The sequence below is a fragment of the Brevirhabdus sp. genome (assembly GCF_052826345.1).
This window is the reverse complement of record NZ_JBRBUA010000061.1, coordinates 1-26,359: the sequence shown is the minus strand read 5'-3', so window position 1 is coordinate 26,359 and position 26,359 is coordinate 1. Positions and strand designations below refer to the sequence as shown.

General features: G+C 66.5%; 25 protein-coding genes and 1 pseudogene. 12 read left to right on the top strand and 14 right to left on the bottom strand.

Annotated features, from left to right (window positions below; genetic code table 11):
* The coding region (locus ACU0BR_RS07795; RefSeq protein WP_446156286.1) for a N5-glutamine methyltransferase family protein at nt 1–503 on the top strand (503 nt) is incomplete at its 5' end.
* 282 nt (nt 504–785) lie between these two features.
* Nucleotides 786–1,808 carry a DUF4167 domain-containing protein gene (locus ACU0BR_RS07790; protein WP_446156285.1) on the top strand — a complete coding sequence of 341 codons (1,023 nt, stop codon included), beginning with the start codon at nt 786–788 and terminating at the stop codon, nt 1,806–1,808.
* Nucleotides 1,809–2,017: 209 nt separating this feature from the next.
* On the opposite strand, the gene rsmA is transcribed toward ACU0BR_RS07790, so the two are convergent.
* Genes rsmA through lptF form a run of 6 tightly spaced genes read right to left on the bottom strand, consistent with a single transcriptional unit; the run spans nt 2,018 to nt 9,497 of the window.
* Nucleotides 2,018–2,854 (bottom strand): 16S rRNA (adenine(1518)-N(6)/adenine(1519)-N(6))-dimethyltransferase RsmA, encoded by an 837-nt coding sequence (rsmA, locus tag ACU0BR_RS07785; RefSeq protein WP_446156284.1) that lies wholly within the window; start codon nt 2,852–2,854, stop codon nt 2,018–2,020.
* A 33-nt stretch (nt 2,855–2,887) separates the two neighbouring features.
* Nucleotides 2,888–3,883, bottom strand: coding sequence for a 4-hydroxythreonine-4-phosphate dehydrogenase PdxA (pdxA, locus tag ACU0BR_RS07780; RefSeq protein WP_446156283.1), 996 nt, complete (start codon nt 3,881–3,883; stop codon nt 2,888–2,890).
* The gene (locus ACU0BR_RS07775; RefSeq protein WP_446156282.1) at nt 3,880–5,136 is read right to left on the bottom strand and encodes a peptidylprolyl isomerase; all 1,257 of its coding nucleotides are present in this window, start codon (nt 5,134–5,136) and stop codon (nt 3,880–3,882) included. Before ACU0BR_RS07775 ends, pdxA begins: the two co-directional genes overlap by 4 nt.
* Nucleotides 5,137–5,155: 19 nt before the next feature.
* Nucleotides 5,156–7,276 (bottom strand): LPS-assembly protein LptD, encoded by a 2,121-nt coding sequence (locus ACU0BR_RS07770; protein WP_446156281.1) that lies wholly within the window; start codon nt 7,274–7,276, stop codon nt 5,156–5,158.
* On the bottom strand, nt 7,276–8,373 hold the full coding sequence (gene lptG / locus ACU0BR_RS07765) for an LPS export ABC transporter permease LptG (RefSeq protein ID WP_446156280.1): 1,098 nt from the start codon (nt 8,371–8,373) through the stop codon (nt 7,276–7,278). The genes ACU0BR_RS07770 and lptG overlap by 1 nt, the downstream gene beginning before the upstream one ends.
* Nucleotides 8,370–9,497 carry an LPS export ABC transporter permease LptF gene (gene lptF / locus ACU0BR_RS07760; RefSeq protein WP_446156279.1) on the bottom strand — a complete coding sequence of 376 codons (1,128 nt, stop codon included), beginning with the start codon at nt 9,495–9,497 and terminating at the stop codon, nt 8,370–8,372. Before lptF ends, lptG begins: the two co-directional genes overlap by 4 nt.
* Before the next feature lie 127 nt (nt 9,498–9,624).
* Between lptF and ACU0BR_RS07755 the strand changes: the two genes are divergently transcribed.
* Nucleotides 9,625–11,106 carry a leucyl aminopeptidase gene (locus tag ACU0BR_RS07755; RefSeq protein ID WP_446156278.1) on the top strand — a complete coding sequence of 494 codons (1,482 nt, stop codon included), beginning with the start codon at nt 9,625–9,627 and terminating at the stop codon, nt 11,104–11,106.
* Between the two features lie 10 nt (nt 11,107–11,116).
* Complete coding sequence (locus tag ACU0BR_RS07750) at nt 11,117–11,629, top strand: DNA polymerase III subunit chi (protein WP_446156277.1); 513 nt, start codon at nt 11,117–11,119, stop codon at nt 11,627–11,629.
* Nucleotides 11,630–11,681: 52 nt separating this feature from the next.
* Here the strand turns inward: ACU0BR_RS07750 and ACU0BR_RS07745 are convergent, their stop codons facing one another.
* From ACU0BR_RS07745 to ACU0BR_RS07735, 3 genes and pseudogenes are all read right to left on the bottom strand, one after another.
* A complete protein-coding gene (locus tag ACU0BR_RS07745) occupies nt 11,682–12,263 on the bottom strand; it encodes a retropepsin-like aspartic protease family protein (protein ID WP_446156276.1) in 582 nt (193 codons plus the stop codon).
* Nucleotides 12,264–12,320: 57 nt separating this feature from the next.
* Nucleotides 12,321–12,941: a MarC family protein gene (locus ACU0BR_RS07740; protein ID WP_446156275.1), complete on the bottom strand. Its 621-nt coding sequence runs from the start codon at nt 12,939–12,941 to the stop codon at nt 12,321–12,323.
* A gap of 3 nt (nt 12,942–12,944) precedes the next feature.
* Nucleotides 12,945–14,807 (bottom strand): annotated as a pseudogene (locus tag ACU0BR_RS07735) (ABC-F family ATP-binding cassette domain-containing protein).
* Nucleotides 14,808–14,969: 162 nt separating this feature from the next.
* On the opposite strand from ACU0BR_RS07735, the gene ndk reads away from it, so the two are divergent.
* On the top strand, nt 14,970–15,392 hold the full coding sequence (ndk, locus tag ACU0BR_RS07730; RefSeq protein ID WP_446156274.1) for a nucleoside-diphosphate kinase: 423 nt from the start codon (nt 14,970–14,972) through the stop codon (nt 15,390–15,392).
* 143 nt (nt 15,393–15,535) lie between these two features.
* On the opposite strand, the gene ACU0BR_RS07725 is transcribed toward ndk, so the two are convergent.
* Nucleotides 15,536–15,682, bottom strand: coding sequence for a hypothetical protein (locus ACU0BR_RS07725; protein ID WP_446156273.1), 147 nt, complete (start codon nt 15,680–15,682; stop codon nt 15,536–15,538).
* A 351-nt stretch (nt 15,683–16,033) separates the two neighbouring features.
* On the opposite strand from ACU0BR_RS07725, the gene ACU0BR_RS07720 reads away from it, so the two are divergent.
* Genes ACU0BR_RS07720 through ACU0BR_RS07700 form a run of 5 tightly spaced genes read left to right on the top strand, consistent with a single transcriptional unit; the run spans nt 16,034 to nt 19,838 of the window.
* The gene (locus tag ACU0BR_RS07720) at nt 16,034–16,912 is read left to right on the top strand and encodes an STAS domain-containing protein (protein WP_446156272.1); all 879 of its coding nucleotides are present in this window, start codon (nt 16,034–16,036) and stop codon (nt 16,910–16,912) included.
* Nucleotides 16,905–17,267 (top strand): STAS domain-containing protein, encoded by a 363-nt coding sequence (locus tag ACU0BR_RS07715; protein ID WP_446156271.1) that lies wholly within the window; start codon nt 16,905–16,907, stop codon nt 17,265–17,267. Before ACU0BR_RS07720 ends, ACU0BR_RS07715 begins: the two co-directional genes overlap by 8 nt.
* On the top strand, nt 17,264–17,674 hold the full coding sequence (locus ACU0BR_RS07710; protein WP_446156270.1) for an ATP-binding protein: 411 nt from the start codon (nt 17,264–17,266) through the stop codon (nt 17,672–17,674). The genes ACU0BR_RS07715 and ACU0BR_RS07710 overlap by 4 nt, the downstream gene beginning before the upstream one ends.
* Nucleotides 17,675–17,679: 5 nt before the next feature.
* Nucleotides 17,680–18,684, top strand: coding sequence for an ATP-binding protein (locus ACU0BR_RS07705; RefSeq protein ID WP_446156269.1), 1,005 nt, complete (start codon nt 17,680–17,682; stop codon nt 18,682–18,684).
* On the top strand, nt 18,681–19,838 hold the full coding sequence (locus tag ACU0BR_RS07700) for a sensor histidine kinase (protein ID WP_446156268.1): 1,158 nt from the start codon (nt 18,681–18,683) through the stop codon (nt 19,836–19,838). Before ACU0BR_RS07705 ends, ACU0BR_RS07700 begins: the two co-directional genes overlap by 4 nt.
* A gap of 18 nt (nt 19,839–19,856) precedes the next feature.
* Here ACU0BR_RS07700 and ACU0BR_RS07695 read toward each other — a convergent pair whose 3' ends face one another.
* On the bottom strand, nt 19,857–20,966 hold the full coding sequence (locus ACU0BR_RS07695; protein WP_446156267.1) for a HupE/UreJ family protein: 1,110 nt from the start codon (nt 20,964–20,966) through the stop codon (nt 19,857–19,859).
* Nucleotides 20,967–21,049: 83 nt separating this feature from the next.
* Here ACU0BR_RS07695 and ACU0BR_RS07690 point away from each other — a divergent pair, with 83 nt between their 5' ends.
* Nucleotides 21,050–21,868, top strand: a complete 819-nt coding sequence (locus ACU0BR_RS07690) for a DUF4198 domain-containing protein (RefSeq protein ID WP_446156266.1) — start codon at nt 21,050–21,052, stop codon at nt 21,866–21,868.
* Nucleotides 21,869–21,928: 60 nt separating this feature from the next.
* On the opposite strand, the gene ACU0BR_RS07685 is transcribed toward ACU0BR_RS07690, so the two are convergent.
* Genes ACU0BR_RS07685 through ACU0BR_RS07675 form a run of 3 tightly spaced genes read right to left on the bottom strand, consistent with a single transcriptional unit; the run spans nt 21,929 to nt 25,364 of the window.
* The gene (locus ACU0BR_RS07685; RefSeq protein ID WP_446156265.1) at nt 21,929–22,915 is read right to left on the bottom strand and encodes a glucokinase; all 987 of its coding nucleotides are present in this window, start codon (nt 22,913–22,915) and stop codon (nt 21,929–21,931) included.
* Nucleotides 22,915–24,276 carry a GH1 family beta-glucosidase gene (locus tag ACU0BR_RS07680; RefSeq protein WP_446156264.1) on the bottom strand — a complete coding sequence of 454 codons (1,362 nt, stop codon included), beginning with the start codon at nt 24,274–24,276 and terminating at the stop codon, nt 22,915–22,917. The genes ACU0BR_RS07685 and ACU0BR_RS07680 overlap by 1 nt, the downstream gene beginning before the upstream one ends.
* Entirely contained in the window at nt 24,273–25,364 is a 1,092-nt protein-coding gene (locus ACU0BR_RS07675) for a substrate-binding domain-containing protein (RefSeq protein ID WP_446156263.1), read from the bottom strand. The genes ACU0BR_RS07680 and ACU0BR_RS07675 overlap by 4 nt, the downstream gene beginning before the upstream one ends.
* A gap of 252 nt (nt 25,365–25,616) precedes the next feature.
* Here ACU0BR_RS07675 and ACU0BR_RS07670 point away from each other — a divergent pair.
* On the top strand, nt 25,617–26,359 hold a 743-nt coding region (locus ACU0BR_RS07670), incomplete at its 3' end, for an ABC transporter substrate-binding protein (RefSeq protein WP_446156262.1).

The following is a 26,359-nucleotide window of genomic DNA, read 5'->3' as shown; positions in this document are numbered from 1 at the left end:
TTGACCGGGTGCTCGATCTCGGCACCGGCAGCGGCTGCATCCTGCTGAGCCTGCTGGCAGAGACGCCCGACGCGACCGGGCTGGGCGTGGATCTGTCGCCCGCCGCGCTGCGGGTCGCACAGGCCAATGCCGACGCCCTCGGCCTGACGCGGCGGGCGGCGCTGCGCGTGTCGGACTGGCTGGCGCAGGTCAGCGGCCGGTTCGACCTGATCGTCGCCAACCCGCCCTATGTCACCGCCGCCGAATTCGATACCCTCGACCCCGAGCCGCGCCTGTGGGAACCGCGCGCCGCGCTGACACCGGGCGGCGACGGGCTGGACGCCTATCGCGTGATCGCGCGCGATGTGGTGCCCTTCCTGCGCCCCGGCGGGCGCCTGTTGCTGGAAATCGGTCCGGCACAGGGCGCGGCGGTCTGCGATCTGCTTGAACGCGCGGGCCTTCGCGGTGCGCGGGTCGCGCAGGATCTGGACGGGCGCGACAGGGTGGTGCACCTGCGCCGCTGAGCCCCTGCCGCGCGCAGGGAGCGGCAAAATGCACATCCCTGCGGAAACCCGCCAAAACGACCTTCGAACCGATCCAATTCCGCACAATGGACCCAAAAAATGACAATCCGACCTTCTTTCTGCTTGTAACTCGCCTATCTGAATGGTTACTGAAAAGCGCGGGATGTCGGGCTGCTTTGCAGCCCCCCCACAGTCTGTAAGCCAAAAAGCCGAAACTCATCGCTCGTCCGAGACTGATGCAGAACACTTCGGCTGCTGCCCAAATAGGCGGACCCTTTACCTATGAGATCATCCAAGTCGCGATCGCGGTCAAAGTCGAACCGCAACAACAATAACAATCGTTCGGTGGGCAATATCGTCAACCGGGTGTTCGACAGCTCCGGGCCCGAGGGCAAGGTGCGCGGAACGCCGCAGCAGATCATCGAGAAATACACGCAGCTGACACGCGACGCGCAGCTGTCCAACGACCGCGTGGCGGCCGAGAATTTCCAGCAGCACGCCGAGCATTACACGCGGATGCTGGGCGAGGCGCAGCGCGAGGCCGAGGCAAAGCGCGAACAGCAGGAAGCGCAGCAGCAACAGCACCAGCAGCGCCAGAGAGAGCGTGACGACCCCGATCAGGATCAGAACCGCAGATCCGAGGCCGAGCAAGGCCGTGACGGCAACGCGAACGGCGGCAACGCGAACGCACAGCGCGCCGGCGATCAGGGGCGGCAGGATCACGACGATCCGCGCAGCACCGATACGGGGAACGGCGATCCTGCTCGGCGCCGGGAGCCGCGCCGGAACGACCGCGGGGATGGGCGCCAGGAAGGCCGCCGCGCCGAGCAGCGCGACGATCAGAACGCCGCCGCCCGGAGCCAACACGAGCGCGCGGAACAGCCGGGCGATCGCGGCGATGCCGCGTCCGAAGAGGTGGCAGCGGCAAAGAAGCCGCGCCGGGAGCCGCGCGCGAAACGCGCCGGCGACAAACAGCCCGCCGATGCGAAGGCTTCCGCGACGGCGACCGCGACGGCGACCGGGGCCGATGCAGATGGCGCCGATGTCTTCGACGTAGGGTCCGACGCGGATCACGGGCTGGTGGAAACGCCCGAGAACCGTGGCGACGCGCAGCGTGACGCCACGCCGCAGGCGGCCGAAAGCGACGATACCGACGCAACTGCCGCCAAGCCGCGCCGCGCGCGCAAGCCCCGTGTCAAGCCCGACGCCAAACCTGCGTCTCGGTCGGGCGACACGGCTGCCGATGGGCCGAACGAAGGGCCGAACGGCGCCCCCTCGAACGGATCATCGGAAGCCGCCGAATAAGGCGCTGACCGCCAAATTTCAGAGAAAGGCCCTCGCATCTTGCCGGTGCGGGGGCCTTTCGCTCTTGCAATGTCAGAACAGGCCCGGACGGTGCGGGCCGGGCAGATGCGGACAGGGCAGCGGGACGGGCAGCTTATGCGCCAGGGGCCGCCCCCCATTGCGCAGTTGGGACCGCATGAGCAGTCAGGGCGAGCGCTCGGGCCAGCGCTTCAGGCCAGCGCTCGGGCCAGCGCGCAGAAACCTTCGATGGACACGGTCTCGGCGCGCGCTGTTGGTTCGATCCCCGCGTCTTGCAGGATCTCCTCGATACGGGGGGACAGCCCCTTGAGCGAGGCGCGCAGCATCTTGCGCCTTTGGCCGAAGGCCGCACGCGTCACCCGTTCCAGCATGGCCGGATCGGCGGGGGCGAGCGGGCTGTCGCGGCGGGTCAGGTGAACCACCGACGAATGCACCTTGGGCGCGGGGATGAAGGCCTGCGGCGGCAGATCCATCACGATCCGCGCATGACAGCGCCATTGCGCCAGGATGGCCAGCCGCCCATAGGCCTTGCGCCCCGGCACTGCCACGATACGCTCGGCCACCTCGCGCTGGAACATCAGCGTCAGGCTGTCCCAGAACGGCGGCCATTCAGGCGGCGTCAGCCAGCGGATCAGCAATTCGGTGCCCACGTTGTAGGGCAGGTTCGCCACGATGCGGATGGGGGGGGTCAGCAGGGCGCGCGCGTCAAGGTCCAGCGCGTCGGCGTTCACAACCTGCAACCGGCCGGGATAGGCCCCGGCGATTTCGGACAGCGCGGGCAGGCACCGCGTATCCTTTTCCACCGCCAGCACGCGCCGCGCCCCCTCGGCCAGCAAGCCGCGGGTCAGCCCGCCGGGACCGGGGCCGACCTCCAGCACATCGCAGCCCGAAAGATCGCCCGCCTGTCGCGCGATCTTCGCGGTCAGGTTCAGATCCAGCAGGAAATTCTGCCCCAGCGACTTGCGCGCCGAAAGACCGTGATCGGCGATCACCTGGCGCAAGGGGGGCAGGGCGTCAATTCCGGGCATGGCGCCCGCCCCGGCCGAAATCCGGCACCTCCGTCACGACGCCGCCGTGGGCACGGACCCGGCCCCGCGCCTGCGCGCCATCGCATCGGCGAGGATCAGCGCCTCGATCAGGCTGTCGGGGTCCGCGCGCCCCTGACCCGCAATGTCGAAGGCCGTGCCGTGATCCGGCGAGGTCCGCACGAAAGGCAGCCCCAGCGTGACATTGACACCCTTGGAAAAATCCAGCGTCTTGATCGGGATCAACGCCTGATCGTGGTACATCGCGATGGCCGCGTCATAGCGCGCCCGCGCGGCGGGGTGGAACATCGTGTCGGCCGACAGCGGGCCCGACAGCGCGAAACCTTCGGCCCGCAGCGCGTCGAGAACGGGAATGATCGTCTCGATCTCCTCCCGGCCCATCGTGCCGCCTTCGCCCGCATGGGGGTTCAGCCCGCAAACGGCCAGCCGCGGGACCGCAACCCCGAAATCCGAGCGCAAGGCCGCATCGGTGATGCGGATCGTGCGTTCCAGCAGGGCCGCGTTCAGTTGAGCAGGCACCTGGCTGAGCGCAATATGGATCGTGGCGGGCACCACCTTGAGCGCAGCGCAGGCCAGCATCATCACCACACCCTCGGCGCCCGCCAGCGCCTGCAGAAATTCGGTATGGCCGGGATGGGCGAAGCCCGCGCCATCCTTCAACGCCTTCTTGTGGATGGGATTGGTACAGATCGCGCCCGCCGCCCCGGACCGAGCCAGCGCCACGGCGCGTTCGATGACCTCGATCACGCCCCGCGCATGGGCGGGCCGGGGCAGACCGGGACGCGCGGGGCCGTCGAAGTCGTGCCGCAGGACGGGCAGGGCGCGCGGACAGGCGGCGGCGGCGGCGTCCGGTGTGTCGATCAGCGCGACGGGCGTGCCCGGGGGCAGATGCGCGGGATCGCCGATCCAGAAGAATGCCAGCCGGTCGCGCAGCTGCGCCCAGGCCTGCACTGTCAGTTCCGGGCCGACGCCCGCGGGTTCGCCGCAGGTCAGCGCGACGGGGGCGCTCATTGGTCGGTGATGATCGCGGCGGCGCGCAGCTCGGCCAGATATTGGTTGGCATAGGTGCCCAGCTGCTTGTTGACCAGCGCGTTGCGGGCCGCTTCGCGCGCCTTGTCGGCGCCGTCGCCCACATCGCCGGACGCAGCCGACTCCGGCAACCGGCTGCACAGCATCACGAACAAGACGTCGCGTCCGCCCGAGCGGGTCAAGCGGGTCGAGACCTCGTTCGCATCCAGCCTCGCCAGTTCCTGCGCCACATCGCCGGGCAGGCTGGCGATCTTGGCGGTCGCGCGGGTGAAACCCTTGTTCGGGCTGGATTTCAAGGCGGTGTAGAGATCGTCGCAGGTATCGATGCGCCCCTGGATCACGGCCGCAGCTGCGCGCGAGCGCGCGAGCGACTCGCCCGGCACGATGAATTGGGCGTAGTCGACGCTGCCTCCGGCGGCGGCGGATTTCGAGCCCGGTATTTCCTCCAGCGCGCGCAGGCGGAAGATCGCCACCGCCTCGGCCAACTGGATCGGCTGCGACACCTGACCGGGCTTGAGCGCCAGGATGATCGGTTGCAGCTGCGGCGGCAGATCGGCCAGCGGGGTCCAGGGCAGCTTGCCGCCCGCGGTCCGGGTGCGTGCGGCCGAGTATTTCGTTGCGGCCTGCGCGAAGGCCGCGTCGGTCTTGAGGCTGGACGACAGCCGCGCGGCCAGCGCCGCCACTTCGGCCGCGCGCGGCGGCGGCGCGGGGATGATGATCTCGGACATCAGGACGCGCAGCGCACTGCCGCCCGTGCTGTTGGCAAGCGCGCGGTCCACGTCGCGTTCGGACACATTGGCCTTGGAACCGAAGCGGCTGCGCACCAGCTGCCGCCAGGCCAGACCGGCCAGGACGAAATCGCGGAAGGTCTGCTCATCCACGCCGCCCTGGCCGATCGCCTTGACGAATTGCGCGGCCGACAGGTTGGCGCGGCTTGCGAATTCTTCCATCCCGGCCTGAATTTCCTCAGGCGTGATCTTGATCCCGGCCTTGGCCGCGGCCTGCAATTGCAGACGCTCGTCGATCAGGCCCTTGCGGGCCTCGACCTGCGGATCGCCCGGCGCGCGCAGCAGTTTCAACAGGCGTGCGCGCTGGTCGATCTCGAACCGGGTGATGACGCGGTCGTTAACCTTGACCACCGGCGTGAACTGCCCCGATTGCGCGGTCGCGGCCAGCGGCACCGACAGGCAGGCCAGTGCCACGGAGGCGGACATCAGAATACGGGAAAACTTCATGCTAACGCTCCGCCAGGTTCTATTTAATGCAACTGCGCCGATAGGCACGTCCGTCGCGCGATGCACCGAAACCGTTCAGCGCCACCGAAAAGCCGAAATCCGTGGTTGCCGCGACATTCGATATCGAGGCGTAGCGGCGCGAGACGGAAAGATCAACCGTGATGCATTCGTTGCGATACCCCAGCCCCAGCGCCGTCTGGCTGGCGCGGTCGGCACGGAAATCGTAGCGCACGTCGGTCGTCGCATACCAGTTGCGCGCGATCTCATAGGTGGCTTCCAGCGCGACCTCAGAGGTGTCGATGGGCCGCGATTCAGCGATATCCGCTTCCAGCCAGATGTAGCTGGACGCAAGGGACACGAAATCATTGCTGAACCGCAGGCGCAGCTCGTTCTTGGCGAACGACAGGTTGTCGTCGAAGACGGCGCGGTTGATCAGGCTGAGCCCGCGGTCGCTGTCCAGCCGGGTGGTGACCAGCCAGTCGGACAATTGCCCGTCCAGCCCCGTCGCGCCGGTGAACTGCGACGGATCGTTGGCGCGGATCACGCGGCCCACCGTGGTGCCCAGCGACCAGCCGGCGGGGTCGTAGCGGGTCCAGCCGATGCCGACATTGGCCCGCAGGCCGCGTTCATAGGCATCCTTGCCGGGAAACCGGCTGAGCGCGAACAGGTTGCCCTCGTCGAATTCCACCAGCAGCGCATCCTCGTTCGGCACCCCGACGTTGTCGTCGCTCCCCGCGATCAGCTGCACGACCGGCTCGATCACATGGCGCACGTTGCCGATGCTGCGTTCCATCGGCCAGCGCAGCTCCACCGCGCCCTGCACGACGGCCCGGTTGGCGGTGCTGCTGAAGGTGCTGTCCTGGTTGAAATTGTAGTAATCCGCGGTCATCAGGGCCTGGGCGGCGCCGACGATGCCGTTGCCGTAGGTCCAGCTGCGCCGCCAGTCCAGGCTGCTGCGCAGGCTGCTGACGTCGCGGCCCAGCACGTCGCGGTCGGAACTGCGCCGGAAGCTCAGCGCCTCGACCGCCAGATCGAGCTGGCCGCCGATGAAACGCGGCGAGAACCGCCGCCGGTACGTGGCCTCCCCCACGAGTGTGGGCAGCAACGCATTGGTTTCGGTGCTGCGCAGGGATTCGTACTGGATCAGGTTCAGGCCGATATGCTCGCCCCGGCGGGTGCGCGTCAGCGCGATGTCGCTTTCAAGCCGGTCCTGATCTTCCAGCCCGTAATCAACGAGATATTGCGCGTCGCTGACACGCTCCAGGTTGAAGCTGAGCTTGAAATCACGCGGCAGGTCGAAGGCGCCGGTCGCATAAAGATAACCGCGGTTGTGCCCGTTCACCAGATCGTCATGCGTGGTGGCGCCGTTGATCTCGATGCTGCCGAAGTTGAACGCCTGCCGGTAGCGCGCGTCGAGCGAGCGCGCCCCCGACGAGGTGAAATAGGGCGTCAGCGTCAGATCCTTGTCGTCCCCGATGGCGATGAAATAGGGCAGCTTCAGCCCGGTACCCAGCTTGTTGGTGGTGCGCACACGCGGGATCAGCAGGCCGGTGGACCGTTCCCGCGTGGGGTCGGGCAGGCGCAGGCGCGGCAGATAGGCGATCGGCACCCCGGCCAGGCGGAATTGCGCCTCGTTGAAGTAGAGCTGCCGCTCGCGCTGGTCGTGGATGATTTCCTTGGCGCGGATTTCCCACAGGGGCACGGGGTTGCCGACACAGACCTGGCAGGAGGAGGCGACGGATTTATAGAGCTGCGTGTACCGTCCGTTGATGCGGTTGGCCTCCACCGCGGCGATTTGCAGCTGCTGGTTCAGCACCAGCCGCGCGCCGCGGATCACACCGTTCTGCAAGTCGCGGTCCAGCGCGGCCATGTCGGCCACCAGCACCTGGTTCCCGCCCTCGACCAGGTAAAGCGGGCCTTCGATGATCAGGCGATTGTCCTGCTGCGAATAGCGGACCGAAGAGGCGCGCAGCCGCGTGCCCTGATACAGCACCTCGACATTGCCCGACGCCGTCACGGAGGCATTTCCATCGAGCGAGATGCTGTCGGCCACGAGTGTCGCCGCGGGTTCCTGCGCATGGGCCGACCCCGCGAGCGCCGCGAAGAGCGCGGCGCAGATCAGGCGGCGAAATCCGGCCATCAGCCATCCTCCGTGTGAAACAACAGTCCCAGCGACAGTAACACGCCCGCCAGCGGGGGGCTCCATGCTGCAAGTAGTACCGGAATTTGACCATTCTCCCCAAGGACCTGCGCGAAATTCTTCAGGAAGAAGACACCGAAGCCCAACAGCAACGCCAGCAGGATCATCATTCCCGTGCGCCCGAAACGGGTATGACGCATGGTAAAATTGGCCGCAATCAAAACCATCGCGACCAGCAGCACGGGCTGCGCCATTTCCGACCAGAACCAGACCCGGTGCTGGGTCGCCGAAAGGCCTGCGCGTTCCATCCGGCCGATAAAGCCGGGCAGGTCCCAGATCGGGATCGAGGAGGGCGTGCCGAAGCTTTCGCGGATGCCGTCGCGCGTCAGATCCGAGGCAATGTGCAGCCGCGGCTCCACCCGGGCGGTGCGTTCGGGGTTCAGCGCGCCTGTGAACTCCCAGCTCTTCGCATCGCTCAACACCCACTGGCCTTGCGTCAGCTCCGCCGTCTCGGCCTCCGCGCGGGAGATCAGCGCACCGTCGGAGCCGAAGGCAAGGAAGGTCGCGCCGATCAGCCGGGTGCCGTCGAGATTGGCGCGCTTGGCATGGATCACCGTCTGCCCCTGCGCGCCGCCCTGACGCAGCCAGAGCCCTTCGCGGCTGATCGAGGAGACGTTGGCGACGCCGTTGGCATAGCGGCCGCTGACGGCCTCGTACTGCTTGGAGGTCGCGGCGACGATCGGGTTGCCGACGGCCACGGCGAAGACACCGAGCAGCGCCGCCGCGATCACCGGCCCCGCAAGGCTGCGCAGGGCGGAGCGTCCCGACGCGCGCGTCACGACCAGCTCGCTCGTCCGCGCGAGCGCCAGAAACAGGTTGAGCGTCGCCAGGATGACCAGCAGCGGCAGGATGCGGTAAAGGTTCTCGGGCGCGTTCAGCAGTGCCAGCCAAAAGGCATCGGACAGGCCGATCTCGCTGCCCTTGAAGCGGCGGATCTGCTCGACCATGTCGATCAGCATGGTAATCGACAGGAAGACCGCGAAGACCAGCGCGAAGGAATAGATGAACTTGCGCACGAAATAGAGGTGCAGGATCATGCCGCGCCCTCCGCCCGGCGCCGTCTGAACAGCGGCGGGCTGGATGCGATCCACAGCATGGCCAGCGCAATGATCCCCCCCAGCGCCGCGGGCGCGTAAAGCAGCGGCCAGAGCGCTTCGTTGGCCAGCGACATGTCCATCGCGAGATTGCTGAGCATCTGCACCAGGATCACCAGAACCACCGCCAGCAGGATCTGCGGCCCGACGCCGAAACGGCTGAACCGGCCCAGCATCAGCGCCGCGACGCCGATCACCGACATCACCAGCCCCTGCAGCGGTTGCGCCAGGCGCGCGTGCGCCTCGGCGCGGAAGACGCCGCGCCCCTCGCCGGTGGCGGCCATGTCGGCGGCGGACGCGCGCAGCAACCGGCCGGTGGACAGCGACTGCAACGAGACATTCCCGCTGTCGGCGGTCCCCACAAGGCTGCCCAGATCATAGCTGAAATCCGCGAATGATACCGTCGACAGGCTGCGGTCGGCGGTGTTCAGCGTCTGGGCCTGACCGTCGAACATCACCAAGCGGGGGCCGTCCTCGGTCCGCACGATCAGCGCGCGGTCGGCCAGGTAAAGCGTCTGCGTCGCCGCGTCCGAACGGTCCGACAAAAGCACGTTCAGCAGCTCCCCCAGCTCGGATATGTCACGGATGTAGAGGGTGACGCCCTCGGCCGGGTGCAGGAACTGACCGGCGGTCAGGAATTGCGCGGTGACGTCGCGCGCGACCTCGGCCTGGCGTTCGGCCAGCACGGTACGGCTGAGCGGCACCAGCACATGCGCCAGGATCGCCATGACCAGCGTGACGAACAGGCCGAAATAGACCGCGGGGCGGATCAGCCGGTAGGCCGACATGCCGACGCTCTGCAGGACGACCATCTCGCTGTCGGAGGCAAGGCGGTTGGTCACATAGAGCGTGGCGACGAAGGCCGCGACCGGCAGCACCAGCAGGATCAGGTTGGGCAGGGTCAGCGCGGTGAATTGCAGAAAGACCCAGGCGGTCTGACCGTCGGAAATCAGCCGGTCGAACAGGGTGATCGCACGGTTGATCCAGTAGACGGTCACCAGGATCAACGCGAAAAAGCCGAAAGTCACCGTGAGCCGCGACAGCATGTATCGGTCGAATGTCGACACCGTTTCTCCTGTCGGTTCCTGCCTCTTGCGGCGAACCTAGCGGATTTCCTCGAGGCCGAAAACTGATAACTGGCCAAGGGTTTCGCAAGCCGCTACCTATGTGGCGATCACAAAACAGGATGCCACCATGACTGACCTCGCCCGGATTGAATTCGCAGCCTACGACACCGATCGCATCAAGCCCCTCGCCGGGCGGGTCGCGGTTTTCGTCACCCCCGAGGGCAAGATGGACCGGGCCGGCAAGCGGGTGAATTCGCTGACGCGCGGCAGCTTGCAGCGGTTCGTCGACAGCAAGGCGTTCGAGAAGCTCGAGGAGGGCGGCGCGCATGTGTTCTCCCACCCCTCGGGGATGGAGGCGGAGGCCGTCGTGCTGGTCAAGCTTTCGCGGAAGGACAAGATGCCCGCCGCCGCGCGCAAGGCAGGCGCGGCGCTGGCCAGGCTGCGCGGAACGGGCGATCTGTCGGTGCTGGCCGACGGGTGGATCGCCGCCGCCGAGCTCGCCTACGGGCTGAGCCTGCGCGCCTATGAGTTCACCGACCACCGCAGCCGCAAGGACGACGACCCCGCGCCCGACGTCGGCACCGTCACCTTTCACCTGGCCGACCCCGAGGCCGCGCGCGATGCGTTCGTACAGCTCCGGGCGGTGGCCGAGGGCGTGTTCTTCACCCGCGATCTGGTCAACGCGCCGGCCAATGTGCTGACCACCACCGCCTTTGCCGACAAGCTGGCGGAAATGACCGGGCTGGGCCTCAAGGTCGAGGTGCTGGACGAGGCCGCCCTCGAAAAGCTGGGCATGCGTAGCCTGCTGGCCGTCGGCATGGGGTCCGAAAGCCCCTCCAAGGTCGTCGTGATGCAATGGCAGGGCGGCGGCGACGAAAAGCCGTTCGCGCTGGTGGGCAAGGGCGTGGTCTTCGACGCCGGCGGCATCTCCCTCAAGCCCGCGGGCGGCATGGAGGACATGACGATGGACATGGGCGGCGCGGGCGTGGTGTCGGGCGTGATGCGCGCGCTGGCGCTGCGCAAGGCCAGGGCCAATGTCGTGGGTCTGGTTGGTCTGGTCGAGAACATGCCCGACGGCCGCGCCCAACGCCCCGGCGATGTGGTGAAGTCGATGAAGGGCGACACGATCGAGGTCATCAACACCGACGCGGAGGGCCGGCTCGTGCTGGCGGACGTGCTGTGGTACGCGCAGGAACGGTTCGATCCGACCGGCGTGATCGACCTCGCCACGCTCACCGGGGCGATCATCGTCGGTCTGGGCAACGAGATGTCGGGCGTCTTTTCCAACGACGACGCGCTTTGCGATGCCTTCCTCGACGCCGCGAAGGAGGAGAGCGAGGGCGCCTGGCGGCTGCCGCTGGGCGAGGCCTACGACAAGCTGTTGAAATCCAACATCGCCGACATGAAGAACGTGGGCGGGCGCGCCGCCGGGTCGATCACCGCGGCGCAGTTCCTGCAACGTTTCGTCAAGAAGGACGTGCCCTGGATACACCTCGACATCGCGGGCACGGCCTCGGTCAAGACCGACACCGATTTCGCGCCCAAGGGGGCGACGGGCTGGGGTGTGCGCGCGCTCGACCGGCTGATCCGCGACCGATACGAGGGGTAGGGCGCCGCCAATGGGATCGGCCTATTTCTATCACCTGACGCGGGACACCCTGCAAAGCGCGCTGCCCAGGCTGATCGGCAGCGCGCGCAAGGCAGGTTGGCGCGTTCTGGTGCGCGGCACCTCCGATCCGGTCATGCGGCGGCTCGACGAACAGCTCTGGGCCGACCCCGCCGACAGCTTTCTGCCGCACGGGCTGGCCGGGGGCCCGATGGACGCGGCGCAACCGGTTCTGCTGGGCACGGGCGCCGCGGGCGACGTGGCCGCCAATGATGCGCAATGCCTGATGACCGTGCAGGGCGCGACACTGGATGCGGCAGAGGTCGCGCGCTATCGGCGCTGCTGCATCATCTTCGACGGTGCCGATCCGGCCGCGGTGCAATTCGCGCGCGGCCAATGGAAGGATCTGACAGCAGCGGGCGCCGCCGCCCAATACTGGAGCCAGGAATCGGGCAGGTGGGAACGCAAGGCGCAGACCGGTAGCGAACCCGGCACGGGAAACCGCCCAGGGCAGGGCGCGGGCTGAGCGTCGGCGCGCGCGCTCCGAGGAGCCGCCCGAGGGCGCGCGCCATCTGCGCCTAGCGCGTCAGCACGAGTTTGCTGTCGGCGATTTCGATCCGGTTGAAACGGTTGATATAGGCCATCCCCAGCAGGGATTTGTCCATCTCGCCCTCATTCACCCAGGCGGAGAGCGATCCGTCGGTGATATCGCCGACCTGGACGTTCTTGAGCTTGACCCGCGCGGTCCGCACGCGGCCATTGGCCGTCTGCGCCGACCCGATGAAGCCGAGGTTCTTCATGTCGTACCCCAGCCGCACCGCATCCTGGCGCGACAGCACGATATCCGTGGCGCCGGTATCGACGACAAAACGCACGGGCGTGTTGTCGATCGTCAGGGTCAGGTAATAATGCCCGTCGCTGCTGCGCGGCACTTCGATCCGGCCCTCGCTGGCGAAGACCGCCTGACGCGGAACGACGCGCGATTGCAGGTCATCCCACAGCCCGGCGGCGGCCACGACCCCGACGAAGATCATGCCCCAAAGCGCCGCGAACTGGATCATCCGGCCCAGGGCATTGCGGTTTGCAATGATGAAATACCCCGCGATGGCGATGCCAAGAAGGCTCAGATAGCTCAGGTTGGCAATGTCGTCTGCGGTCATGAAACCTCCGGTTCGACTTGCCTTTACATATAGGGCAGCCGCGCAGGATTGCGAATGTCATCCGACATTAAGGAGTACTTCGCGCAACCCGTCCACCACGAACTGCACCGACAATGCAGCCAACAGCATTCCCAACAGACGCGTGACGATGTTGATGCCCATGCGCCCGAGCGCGCGTTCCAGCAGCGATCCGCCCAGAAACAACACGAAAACCACCGAAATCACGGAAATCATTACAAGTATGATCCAGCCGATCCCGGCCAGATCGCCGCCGGCGCGCCCGCCCAGCAGGATCATCGACGCGATCGCGCCCGGCCCCGCGATCAGCGGAATCGCCAGGGGAAAGGCCGATGGATCGTCGAGCTGCGCTTCGACCTTGTCCTCGCGCCGCTGGGTGCGCCGCTCGAACAGCATGTCGAGCGCGGTCAGAAACAGCAGGATTCCGCCCGCGATACGGAAAGCAGGCATGGAAATGCCCACGAACTGGAGCACCGCCTCACCGAACAGCGCGAAGAGGGTCAGCACCCCGACGGCGATCAGGCAGGCGCGCAGCGCGATCGAGCGCCGCTCGGTCCGGGTCGCGCCGGGTGTCAGCGCCACGAACAGCGGCGTCAGCCCGATGGGGTCGATGATCACGAACAGCGTGGTGAAGGCCGTGATCAGCAGATTGGTATCCATCGGTCAGCCTTCCGCGCGTTCCAGCCGCTCCAACGCCTGCATCCACATCGTTTCCGCGCGGCCGAGCCCCGCGATCACCTCGGCGTGTTTCTTTTGCCAGACCTCCGCCTCGCCCTCGCGCCCGCGCACGTAGAGCGCGGCGTCGGCCAGCTTCTTGTCCAGCTTGTCGCGCATTTCGGTCAGCTTTTCCACGCGCGATTCGCATTTGCGCACATCGGCCTTCAGCGCCAGAACCTCGTCGCGGCTCAGCTGCTTCTTGCGCGGGGGGGCCGTTTTCTTGGCCTTCTTGGCGGGCTTGTCCGCGGTCACCGGCGTCAGCAGCATCTTGCGGTAGGCGTTCAGATCCTCTTCATACGGCATCACGCGGCCCTTGCTGACCAGCCACAGTCGATCCGCCACCAGGCTGAGCAGATGCATGTCGTGGCTGACCAGGATCACCGCGCCGGAATAGGCGGTCAGCGCCTCGACCAGCGCCTCGCGGCTTTCGATGTCCAGGTGGTTCGTCGGTTCGTCGAGGATCAGCAGATGCGGCGCGTCCAGCGTCGCCAGCAGCAACGACAGCCGCGCCTTCTGCCCGCCCGACAGTCGCCCGACCTCGGTTTCCGCCTGCGCGGCACCCAGGCCGAAACCCGCCAGCCGCGCGCGCAGTTTGGGGGGCATCTGGTCGGGCAGGGCGCGCAGCAGATGTTGCAGGGGCGTTTCCTCCACGTGCAGCTCATCGACCTGATGTTGCGCGAAAAAGCCGATGCGCAGCTTGTTGGCGACGGTCATCGTGCCGCCCAGGGCCTCCAGCCGGCCCGACAGCAGTTTCGACAGGGTCGACTTGCCCTCGCCGTTGCGCCCCAGCAGCGCGATGCGGTCATCCTGGTCGATGCGCAGGTTCAGATCGCGCAGCACCGGCGTGCCGTCATATCCGACGCTGACACCCTCGGTCGCGATGATCGGCGGCGACAGCTCCTCCGGCTCGGGAAAGGTGAAGACCGTGCGCGCGGCATCTTCGGGCACGCGGATGGTTTCCATCTTTTCCAGCATCTTGACGCGGCTCTGCGCCTGTTTGGCCTTGCTGGCCTTTGCCTTGAAACGATCGACGAAGCTTTGCAGATGCGCGCGCTGAAGCTCCTGCTTCTTGGCCTGCGCGGATTGCACCGCGCGCTGTTCGGCGCGCTGGCGGGCGAACTGGTCGTAGTTGCCGGTGTAATAGGTCAGCTTGCGGTCGGCCAGATGCAGGATGCCGCCGACCGCGCGGTTCAGAAGCGCGCGGTCGTGGCTGACGATCAGAACCGTATGGGGATAGCGCGCCAGATAGTTTTCCAGCCACAGCGCGCATTAGAGATCCAGATAGTTCGTCGGATCGTCGAGAAGCAGGTAATCGGGTTGCGAAAACAGCACCGCCGCCAGCGCCACGCGCATCCGCCAGCCGCCCGAAAAGGCCGAGCAGGGCATCTGCTGTTCGTCATACTCGAACCCCAGCCCCTTGAGGATCGCCGAGGCCCGCGCCTCGGCCGACCAGGCGTCGATATCGGCCAGCCGGGTCTGGATCTCGGCGATGCGATGCGGGTCGGTGGCGGTTTCCGCCTCGGCCATCAGGCTGGCGCGCTCGGTATCGGCGGCCAGCACCGTGTCGAGCAGCGACACCTCGTTGCCGGGAACCTCCTGCGCGACACCGCCGATGCGCGCGCGCTGGGGCAGGGTGATCGTGCCGCCGTCCAACGTCAGCTCCCCCCGGATCAGCCGGAACAGCGTGGTCTTGCCGGTGCCGTTGCGCCCCACGACGCCGACCTTGTGGCCGGTGGGAATGGTGGCGGAGGCCTCTTCCAGCAGGGGACGGCCTTCGACGGAATAACTGAGATCTGACATACGTAGCATGGGCGGTGTGTGCCCCAGCCGCATGAGGGCGTCAATCGCAGCTTTTCAAGTTCGGGGACGCGTGTTAGGCAGCCGCGATCCCAATCCCCGTCGGGGCCGGGCCCCGCAAAAATCGCAGCCGGGGCCCTGTCCCGCACCTCATGAGACTGAAAAGGCAAGAGCATGGCAACCGAACGCACGCTTTCCATCATCAAACCCGACGCGACCAAGCGCAACCTGACCGGCAAGATCAACGCCAAGTTCGAGGAAGCCGGCCTGCGCATCGTCGCGCAAAAGCGCATCCAGCTGACCAAGGCGCAGGCCGGGCAGTTCTACGCCGTCCATGCAGAGCGGCCGTTCTATGACGAGCTGTGCGAATTCATGGCCTCCGGCCCGGTCGTGGTGCAGGTCCTGGAAGGCGAAGGCGCCATCGCGAAGAACCGCGAAGTGATGGGGGCCACCAACCCCGCCGACGCCGCTGCGGGCACCATCCGCGCCGAATTCGCGGAATCCGTGGGCGAGAATTCGGTCCACGGATCGGACGCGCCGGAAACCGCGGCTGAAGAGATCTCGTTCTACTTCTCGGGCCTCGAACTGGTCGGCTGAGCCACAGGCCCGGACCAGGCCGTCGTCATCTGCAAAAGCCGTTCCTTCGGGGGCGGCTTTTCGCGTTCGGGCGGCGTCGAGATCCGCATCGGACCGGAAGCGCGCCGAAGCGTGCGGCCGGATGACGGATCAGGCGACACGGCTCAGATGCTGGCCCAGTCGGTAAAGATGAATTCCGGGCGCGCCGCTTCATCGGCGGGCTTGCGGTTCGCGTTCGACCGGAACCTGCGTTCGGGGATTTCGGGCTTGGCTGTCTTCGGGGGCGCGTCGCGCTTGCTTCTGGAAGTCATTCGCCTGTTCCTTTGCTGAGCCCTGGGGCCCGTTGCATCTCTCCTCCGCGCCTTCTGGTGAGGCGCCTGGGATCGATGTGACCCGGAAAATGCGCTGCCAGCAGGGCGGTATTGTGTCATTAACGGGGGCGGCTCGGCCAATGTTCCTGAAAACAAGCTTTGGAACCGAATTATTGTGGCCGTCATGTCACAGAAAAGCCCGCAGATCGGCGCGGTGCGTGACCATATGCCTGGCCGCGATACCTGAACCTCTATTCCAATCCCCTGCGCTAAATGCCATAGGGAAACAGGTGTAGGCAGAGTATCGGGCGCATGCGTCCGTGTTGCGGAAGGAACGATATGACAAAGAGTATGAACGAAGTTCTTGGCATACTTGATGAGGATTTCAACGCCGTGCTCAAGGCCTGGCTCGAGGTCCAGAAATCCGAGGGCATCCGCCGTCCGGACCTCTTCTCCGACGGTGAAATTCGCGAGCATACGCGCAGTCTGCTGAAATCCTTCCGCTCGGGCATCTCGACAGGGGTGACGATGGAAGGCTTCGATCTGGAAGACGACCATTGGAACGAGATGCGCGGCGTGCTGGACGAAATCACCAGCGAACGCGTCGGACGCGGGGTGGAACCCGGCGAAATGGCGGCGTTCGTGCTGTCGCTGAAAGTGCCGGTCTTCGGTCGCCTGCGCGCCCGCCTGGCCAAGAAGCCCGACCAGATGCTCGAGGAAATCCTGCTGTTCGGGCGCATCGTCGATGCCTTTGCGCTGTTCACCAACGAAATGTTCCTGGCCGAAAAAGAGGCCGTGATCGCCCGCCAGCGCGATGAGATGATGGAACTGTCCACCCCGGTGGTCGAACTGTGGGAAAAGGTGCTGACCATCCCGCTGATCGGCACGCTCGACAGCCTGCGCGCGCAGGAGGTGATGGAAAGCCTGCTGGAGGCGATCGTCAAGCATCAGGCCGAGGTCGTGATCGTCGATATCACCGGGGTGCAGACCGTCGACACCCAGGTCGCCCAGCATCTGCTGCGCACGGCCGCGGCCGTGCGGCTGATGGGCGCGGAATGCATCATCAGCGGCATCAGCCCCAAGATCGCCCAGACGATGGTGCAGCTTGGCGTCGACGTGGGCGAGGTCACCACCCGGTCCACCATCCGCACCGCACTGGTGCGCGCATTCGAGCGGGTCGGCTACACGATCACCACGCGCGACGGCAAATCGGTGGGCCAAGTTGTCTAGCGCGGCGGCCATATACAAGGTCGAGGATGTCCTTCTGGTCTCGATCCAGGACGACATCACCGACACCGACATCATCGAGCTTCAGGATGCCCTGGCGGAGCGTATCTCCTCCTCCGGGGTGCGCGGCGTGGTCGTCGACATCGGCGCGCTCGAGATCGTGGATACCTTCGTCGGCCGCATCCTCGCGCAGCTTTCGGGCATCGCGCGGCTGTTGGCGGCGGAAACCTACATCGTGGGAATGCGTCCCGCCGTCGCGATGACGCTGGTGGAGCTGGGAATGGACCTCAATGAAAGCCGTACGGCGTTGACCCTCGACCATGCGCTGCGGCAAATCCGGTCCAGCCGGAAGCTATGATTCCACGAAACGGGCGGCTTGTGGGATCGGTGAAACTGGTGGGCGACCGCGATGTCGCCCTCGCACGGCGCGAGGTCTCCGCCGCGTTCGATGCGGCCGGCGGGCGCGCGATCCGCAAGACGCGCTTTGTCACCGCCGTCAGCGAGATCGCCCGCAACGCGGTGATGCACGGCGGCGGCGGCAGCCTGTCGGTCTTCGTCCACGAGGGGCGGCCCACGCGCGTCAGCGTGGTCTGCACCGATCAGGGGCCGGGCATCGCCGATATCGACAAGGCGCTCAGCGACGGGTTCAGCTCCGTCCGGTCGATGGGAAAGGGACTGGGGGGCGCACGTCGCCTGGTCGACGAGTTCGAAATCCGTTCGTCCAGCGAAACCGGCACGACAGTGCGCATGATAGGGGTTGTGTAGGCATCATGCTGCGCATCGAGGAACCAAGCGCCGTGGCGGAGGCCCGCCGTCACCTGCGGCGGGTCGCGGCCGACATGGGCGCCAGCCCGGAACTGACCGAACGCGCCGCCATCGTGGCAACGGAGGTCTGCACCAACATCCTGCGCCATGCCGGGCGAGGCCGCTTGCTGGTGCAGCAGATGCCGATCTTCGGCCACAGGCGGCTGGTCATTCTGGCGATGGACCAGGGCCCCGGGATCGCCCGGCTCGACAGGATGATGGAAGACGGCGTCAGCACCGCGGGCAGCTCCGGCACCGGGCTGGGCGCGATGCAGCGATTGTCGGATCGCTTCGACGTATTGACCGAACCCGACCTGGGCACCGTCGTCGCCTGCGAATTCGAGGACGGCAAGACCCCCTATCGCCCCGACGGCGGCACGGATGTGGCCGCGATCCGGGTGAACCACCCGGGAGAGACGATCTGCGGCGACAGCTGGGCAGTACGCGAACACGGCGGCACGGCGGAGCTTTTCCTCTGCGACGGGTTGGGCCACGGCGCCAGCGCGGCGGAAGCCTCGGAACTGGCGGCGCGGCAATTCCTCAAGCATCCGCGGACCGATCCGGGCGCGATCATCGCCGATCTGTCGGATGATCTGACCGCCACGCGCGGCGCGGTGGCGGCGCTTTGCCGGATCTCGCCGAAGGATCGGAAGATGATCCATGCCGGCCTCGGCAATATCTCGACGCTGCGTCTGGGCCCACGGCAGGTCAAGCGCGTCCCCTCGCGCGACGGACGGCTGGGCGGCACGCCGCGCAGCCCGCTGGTGGAGACAAGCGAGCTCGATCCCGGCAATATGATCATCATGCACAGTGACGGCATCACCACCTTGCGCAACATCGAGGCGCGGCCCGCACTTTATCGTGCGTCCCCGCTTGCGGTGGCCGGTGCGATCCTGCGCGACAATTTCCGCGGACGCGACGACGCGGGCATCGTCGTGGCGCGCATGGGCATCTGGAAGACGGCCCGATGAGCGCGCTGACCGAGATGAACGTCACCGAAGACAAGGACATCGTGCGCGTGCGCCAGGTCGGCCAGCAGCTGACGCGCGCGCTGGGGTTCCGATCCTACGGGCAGACGCGGGTGGTCACCGCCTGGCTGGAACTGGCACGCAACGCGATGCAGCACGGCGGCGGCGGGCGGATCGGCTTTTCGCTTTACCAGGCGCAGAACCGCGTGGGGCTGCGCGCTGTGGTGAATGACCGCGGACCGGGCATTGAGGCGGTGGAACGGCTGCTCAAGAACCCGCACCAGGCGGAGCCCGTCAGCTCTGAGCGCGGGTTGGGTCTTGGCCTGAAAGGCGTGCACCGGATGGCCGATCTGTTCGAGATCGACACCGGCCCCAAAGGCACGGAGGTGACCGCCGGTTTCCTGTCGTCGCTGCCCGCGGCGGAGCTTCCCTCGGCGGAGCGACAGGCCCGGCAGGCGGTTCGATCGCTGGAACGGGACAACCCGGCCGCGGCGCTGGCACGTCAGAATCAGGATCTGATGAAGGCGCTGGCCGACCGCGATCTGCTGATCGAGGAAATTCACCACCGCACCCGCAACAATCTGGCGCTGGTCAACGGTTTGGTCCGGCTCAGCCGCATGTCCGCGACGGAACAGGAAACCAAAAGCGTGCTGACCGACCTGGAAGGGCGCATCAACGCGATCGTGAAGGTGCACGAGCAGCTTCAGCGGTCCGACGAAGGGGACAAGCTGCCGATTCTGCCGCTGATCCGCGACGTGGTGGATCATACCAAAAAGGCGTTTTCCAACCCTTCACTCGTGCTGAGCACGACGGTGGAGGGCGATGATCTTTACCTGACCAGCGGGGCGGCGATCGACGTGGGGCTGGTCGTCGGCGAGTTGATGACCAATGCGATGAAACACGCCTATGCCGACCGAAAGAGCGGCGCGTTCTTCGTGAGCTTCCGCAGGGGCGAAGACAACTGCCTTTTCCTGGTGGTCGAGGATGACGGCGTCGGTCTGCCCGACGGGACCGACCGGCCGGAACGCTCTTCGTCGCTGGGGTGGCGGATGATCCGCAGCATGACGGAAAAACACGGCGGATCGATCACCGTGATTTCCAACCCCGGTCTGCGCGTGACCATCCGCCTGTCGGACAGGCTGGTGGTCACGGTCTGACCCGCGACGCGGGATCGCTCACAGCACCGTTCTTTGCACCACCCAGAACGCGGCGATCGCGGCGATCACCAGCGACGCCGGCACGGTGATACGGCTGCGATACCAGGGCTTGTTGCGAAACCACAGCCCCACGGCCAGAAACGCGACCGCCACCACCGACAACTGACCCAGTTCGACCCCGATGTTGAACCCGACCAGCCCGAGGACGAACTGCGCCGGGTTGAGCCCGATTTCGCCCAGCACCGCGGCAAAGCCCAGTCCGTGCAGCAGGCCGAAACCGAACACCACGAGCGGCCGCCACGGGCTCAGCTCCTTCATCAAGATGTTTTCGATTGCCACATAGACGATGGAGGCCGCGATCAGAGGCTCGACGATGGCGGGGGGCAGGGTGACGATCCCCAGCACCCCCAGCGCCAGCGTCACCGTATGCGCAAGCGTGAAGCTGGTGATCTGGATCAGAAGCGGCCGCATCCGGGCCGACAGCAGGAACAGGCCCAGCACGAAAAGGATGTGGTCGAGCCCCAGCGGCACGATATGGATATAGCCGATGCCGATGTAATCGAGAAAGACGCCCCATGCCGGTTTCTTGGCGCTGCCGGTACGCGGGATCGGCGGCGTCAGCTTTCCGCCGGTCAGATAGCCGGTGAAGGCGGTTTCCTCCGGGCCGCTTTGGCGCAGCACGAGCGGGCCGTAGGCCGCGATCCAGCCCAGCTCCACCGCGCCGTCGCCCGGCGGCAGATCGAAGCGCAGCGTGAGATGGCTATCGCGCGCCAGGCTGGTGTCGCCCGGGTCGGGCACCGACACAGCGACAAGCTGCGCGGGCAGGGCGACACCCTCGACGACGGCCTTGAACCCCGGCGCGATCCGGTCCCAGCGCCGGGCGACGCGCGCTTCGATCTCTTTTCCAGGAAGCGCGCGCAAGCTATCGTAATCGCTCGCGTTTTCGGAGTCGTTCGTATCGGTGATCTCGCTCAGATCGACATCGGCGAGGATTGCCTCGATGGTCAGGCGGATGCTCAGATCCACCTGCTCGGCGCCGACGGTGAAATCGCCGATGGCCGGGCGCACCTCATGCGCGGCCGCGGGCAGCGCCGTGCCCAGCGTGACAAGCACGAACGTGATCGCCAATCTTAGCGCATGCCTTGACATTGCGGTCCCAGTTGCCAGTGTCTGGGCAACGCTGCGGCGATAGCTCATGTGATGGATGCCTTATGAAAAAATGGTCCGCCTGCCTGCTGGGACTTTTTGTGTCAGTTGCCTCCCTTCCGGTCAATGCACATGAATTCTGGTTGCAGCCCCGTGACTTCGAGGTCGCGCCCGGCGACACGATAGAGGCCGACATCCGCGTCGGGTCCAAGTTCAAGGGTGGCGTCTACAGCTACATGCCGAAAGGGTTCGTCCGCTTCGACTATGCCAGGGGCGACACCGTTGCGCCCATCGAGGGGCGGCTGGGCGATGTGCCCGCCGCCAGCGTCAAGACCGACGCGCCGGGCCTTTACGTGCTGATCCACCAATCCACGAACCAGCGGCTGGTCTACAAGGACGCCGAAACCTTCAAGTCCTTCGTCACCCACAAGGATTTCGCCTGGGCGCTGGAGGAGAACAAGAAGCGCGGACTGCCGGAGTTCGGCTTCACCGAAGCCTTTTCGCGGTTCGCCAAGACGCTGGTGGCGGTGGGCGATGGCGCCGGGTCGGACCGTGAATACGGCCTGGAAACCGAAATCGTGGCCAACGCCAACCCCTACACCGACGATCTGGGCGGCAAGTTTCCCCTGACCGTCCTCTATCAGGGAAAGCCGCGCCGGAACACGCAGCTGGAAATGTATGAAAAGGCCCCCGACGGCACCATCGAGATCACGGTCTACCGCACCGACGACAAGGGGCAGGCAACCATCGACGTGCGCCCGGGCCATATCTACATGGTCGATGCGGTCGTCTTCCGCCAGCCGGACAGGCAGGCCGTGCAGGAGATGGGCGCGGTGTGGCAATCGCTCTGGGCGAATTTGACGTTCGAAGTACCCGCCGACTGAGATCGGGCGCCTGCGCGCGGCCGCGGGCTGACCCCGGCACCGTGCCGCGCGGCGCCCGGCTCAGTCGCACTCTTCCAGAAAGGCCGCGCATCCCAGAAGCGCGGCGTAGTCATCCTCGATCACCGAGACCGGGAAGTTCTGCATGAAGGCGCTGAACCGCCCCTTGTCGCGGAACCCCTCGGCAAAGCCGCAGGATGCGAGATAGGGCGTCACCGCGCGGGCCACGCCGCCGACGAGATAGACGCCGCCATAGGGCAGGTGGATCAACGCCAGATCCCCCGCCACGCGTCCCAGCATCGACACGAAAAGCCCGACCGCCCGGCGGGCGGTGCCGGTCGCATCCGCCGCGGCGGCCTGCATGATGTCGGCCGCCATCAACGCCGGAGCCGTCGCGTCGGCGTCCCTCGAAAGAAAGCCGTAAACCCGTTCAAGCCCGCGGCCCGACAGCACGTCCTCCACGGCGCAAAACCCCTGTTCCGCCTCGATATGGCGGGCGAGGGCAATTTCGTGGTCGGTGATGACGGGCAGGCTGGCATGACCGCATTCCGAGGGAGCGGAATAGCGCGTGCCATTGGCGGTTTCGTGGATCGGCGCCGCATTGAATCCGGTGCCGATCCCGATCACCAGACGCGGCGCGTTGGTGGCGGCGGTCACGGCGGCGGGAGCATCCAGGACGCAGGGCGTCTTTGACGGCTCGAGAAAGGCGAGCGCATAGGACTGCGCCTGAAGATCGTTCAGGATCGCCACGGTTTCCGCCCTGGTCGCCCTGGCCAGCGTGCGGGTGTCGATGGTCCAGTCCAGATTGGTCATCGAGCCCACGCCGTCGCGCACCGGCCCCGCCACGGCCACGCAGGCCCCCGCGCAATCCACGCCCCCCATGGCCGCCAGATAGAGGTTGAGCACCGATTCCAGATCGGAATGGTCGGCGTTGCGATAGCGCTTGATGCTGCCTGCGACCAGGCGCTTGCCCTCGGCCAGGGCGACGCGCGTGTTGGTGCCCCCGATATCGGCCACGAGGCTGTACCGGTCTGCGGGAAGATCTTTCATCAGGTCACTTTCACATCCTGCGCCGCCGAGCGCTGCAACGCCTGTTTCAATGCGTGATAGGATGCTTTGGGGACCCGCTGCAAGGTTTCGAAATCGACATGGACCAGCCCAAACCGCTTGTCATAGCCGAGCGCCCATTCGTAGTTGTCCAGCAGCGACCAGACGAAATACCCCCGCACCGGCACGCCCTGAGCGATCGCCTGGCGCACCGCACCCAGATGCGCGTCGAGATAGGCGACACGCGCGGCGTCATCCACCCGCCCCGCGCGGATCGCGTCGTCCCCGGCCATGCCGTTTTCCGTCACGAAAAGCGGCAGATCGCCGGTAAACTCGTCGCGCACCCGGTTGAGGAAATAGCGCAGCCCCTCGGGGTGGATTTCCCAGCCCATCGCGGTTTTCGGCAAAGCGCCCGGCACCTCGGTCAGCGCAGGCCAGGGGCCGGGGGCCTGTGCGATGCGCTTGCAGGTGTAATAATTCAGCCCGACCCAATCGACCGGCGCGCCGATGGTGACGAAATCATCCTGCCATCCCCGCGGCAGATAGGGCCCGATCCCGGCGAGCACCTGATCGGGATAGCGGCGGTGGAACATGCCCGACAGGAAGAAACGGTTGAAGATGGCGTCATACCTGTCCGCCGCGGCCGCATCGGCGTCGGTGGGGCCCGCTGGCAGCACATGTTCGAAATTGCAGACGGCGCCGAGATTGCCGATACCCATGGCCCGCATCGTCTCGACGGCGCGGCCATGGGCCAGCAGCACATGATGCAGCGCGCGGGCCGTGGCGCGGATATCGCGCAGGCCGGGCGCGTGGTCGCCGCTGAAATGACCCAGCCAGGCGATGCACCAGGGTTCGTTTATGGTGGCGGCGGAATACATCCGGTCGCCTATGCGCCCCATGACAATTTGAGCGAAATCGGCGAACCAGCCCGCGATGTCGCGGTTCTGCCAGCCGCCCATGTCGCGCAGCGCGCTCGGCAGTTCCCAGTGATAGAGCGTCACGCAAGGCTTGAGCCCGCGTTCCAGCAGCGCGTCGGTCAGCCGGTCGTAGAAATCCAGCCCCGCCGCGTTGGGGGTGCCGCGGCCATCGGGCAGGATCCGCGCCCAGCTGGTGGAAAACCGGTAGCAGTCGAAGCCGCCCTCCTTCACCAGATCCAGATCCTCGGGGTAGCGGTGATAATGATCGCAGGCCCGTGCCCCGTCTTCGCCCCGGACGACATTGCCGGGGGTCGCGGCGAAACTGTCCCATTGGCAGGGGCCCGCCCCGCCGAAGGCGTGGCCTTCGATCTGATAGGCCGAGGTGGCTGCGCCGAACAGGAAATCGGCGGGAAAATCGGCCCGGGTGTTGCCGATGCGCCCCGTCATGAACCGGCCCGCCGGACCGGGGACGCAAGCGGCCCGTGAGGAGGGGGCCGACGCGCGCCGCCGCCGGGCCGGTAGGGGCCGGTCGACAGCCCCAGCGTCAGCTCGGTTTCCCACAGTTCCTGAACCGGGGCGGCGGCCTCCGAGCCGATCAGCCCGAGCACGATCTCGGCGCAGCGCCGCCCGGCCTGACGCACCGAGGACCGCGTGGCGGTGAAAATCGGCACCTCGCCCTGATTGGACAGGTAAGACAGATCGTCGTCATGCGTCACGACCGACACGTCGCGCCCCAGCTCCAGCCCGGCCGCGCTCAGCGCGCGCCGCACGCCCATCGCGGTGATGTAGGAGGACACCACGAACGCGCTTGGCGGGTCGGGCAGGGCCAGCATCTGCTGCGCGGCGCGAAAGCCATAGGGCTCGGTCATTTCGCGGGCCTGCATCAGGGCAGGGTCGGCGGCAACGCCGCGCCCCGAAAGCGCCGCCAGATAGCCGCGCCGCCGTCGCGCAGCGAAATCCATGAATTCGAGCCCGTTGATCAGCGCGATGCGCCGATGCCCCAGATCCAGAAGCAGCTCGGTCGCGCGCTGGAACGAGCGCGCGTTGTCGATGTCGAGCCAGGAAAAATCCTGCGCGTCGCCCACGCGGCCGTGCACCACGAAAGGCAGTCCCAGCCGCTGCAACAGGGGTATCCGCGCGTCCTGCGCGCTGCGTGGCGCATGGACCAGGAGCCCGTCGACCAGCCCCTTGCCCGCCATCTGCACGTAGGCGCGCTCCTCCTCGCCGTCGGCCACGACGGACATCACCATGTCATAGCCGCGCGCGGAATAGGTCTCTCCGGCACCGGCGATGAAATCGGCGAAGACGGGATTGACCATTTCGTATTTGCTCGACAGCGGAATCACATGACCGATGGCCATCGCGCGCCCCGTGGCCAGCCCGCGGGCGCGGGTATTGGGGCGGTAATGGTGCTGCCGCGCGGCATCCAGCACCCTTTGCCGGGTGGCTTCGCTGACTTCGGGATAGCCGTTCAGCGCACGGCTGACCGTGGTTTGCGACAACCCCAGGTGCTGTGCCAGATCCTTCAGCTTCATGCGCCGCGCGCCCGCTTTTCCAAACCGCTTTGAGCGCGGCGATCCTACGGCCCGCGCCGCCGAAGGTCAAAGAAAGATGAAGGCAGCATCCCGCAAAGCTTCGGGCGCGGCCGTGATGGCGCGCCCGACATCGCGTGATTGACAGCCCAGATTCAATGCGACACATTTCAAACAATCCAAAGCGCTTTGGCTCGGGCGATCTCCTCGGTCGGCCCCTGTCGGGCACGGGCGATCATTTTGGGAGGAATGAACATGAAAACGGCACTCTGGTCGGGCGCGGCGTTTCTGGCGCTCGGCGTCGGCATGGCGCAGGCGGCATCGCATCTGCCCTTCACCCCCGGCGAAGGCGCGTTCAACTGGGACAGCTACGAATCCCTCAAGCAGGTCGACCTGAAGGGCGAGACGATTTCCGTCTTCGGCCCCTGGCTGGGCCCCGACCAGGCGCTGTTCGAAAGCGTCATCGGCTATTTCGAAGAGGCCACGGGCGCCACCGTCAACTATTCCGGCTCCGACAGTTTCGAGCAGCAGATCGTCATCGACACCGAGGCCGGAAGCCCCCCCGATGTCGCCGTCTTCCCGCAGCCGGGGCTGGCCTCCGATCTGGCGGCCAAGGGCTATCTGACGCCGCTGCCCGCCGAAACGGCGCAATGGGTCAAGGACAATTACGCCGCCGGGCAATCCTGGGTCGATCTGGGCACCTTCAAGGGCAAGGACGGCAAGGACGCGCTTTACGGGTTCTTCTACAAATCCGACGTCAAGTCGCTGGTCTGGTACGTGCCGGAAAACTTCGCCGACGCGGGCTATGAGGTGCCCACCTCGATGGAAGAGCTGAAGGCGCTGACCGAACAGATCGCCGCCGAGGGTGAAACGCCCTGGTGCATCGGGCTGGGGTCGGGGGGCGCCACGGGCTGGCCCGCGACCGACTGGGTCGAGGACATGATGCTGCGCACCTCCGATCCGGCGACCTATGACAAATGGGTCAGCAACGAGATCCC